Below are 592 nucleotides of genomic sequence, written 5' to 3'. Positions count from 1 at the left end.
GGACAACGTCAGGTCCTTCGGCCCGGGCGCCGGCCGGGTGAACGGGCTCCGCTCGAGCACGGTCTCCAGCGCGAACTCGGCGTTGCCGATCGTCAGCATCGCGCCCTTCGGCGGGCCGGTCGTACCGGAGGTGTAGACGAGCGTCATCACGTCGGACGGCTCCGCCGCGTCGACGAGCGCCTCGACCGCGCCGGGGTTCGCGGCACGGTGCTCCTGGCCCATCGCGAGCATGGCCTCCCACGCCAGCAGGCGCGGGTCGTCGTAGGACCGCAGGCCGCGCGGCTCGACGTACATGATCCGGCGCAGCTCGGGCAGGTCGCCCGACTCGAGCGCCTTGTCGACCTGTTCCTGGTCCTCGGCGAAGTGCACGCAGGCACCGCTGTGCGAGAGGAGGTACGACGTCTCGGCGGTCGGGTTCGTCGGGTAGAGGCCGACCGTGGTGGCGCGGATGGCCACCGTGGCCATGTCGAGGAACAGCCACTCGGGCCGGTTCTCGCTCTGCACCGCGACCCGGTCGCCGGGGCGGACGCCCAGTGCCAGCAGGGCGTGGGCGACGTCGAGGATCGTGTCCCAGTAGGCGGCCCAGGTGATC

At 72.1% G+C, this 592-nt stretch carries 1 protein-coding gene; it reads right to left on the bottom strand.

The window, feature by feature from the left end:
- The coding region (locus ACOADB_RS23675) for an AMP-binding protein (RefSeq protein ID WP_378604542.1) at positions 1-592 on the bottom strand (592 nt) is incomplete at both ends.

It is taken from the genome of Nocardioides sp. CPCC 206348 (genome assembly GCF_048654705.1).
Lineage (GTDB): Bacteria > Actinomycetota > Actinomycetes > Propionibacteriales > Nocardioidaceae > Nocardioides.
This window is presented reverse-complemented; position numbering and strand designations above follow the sequence as displayed.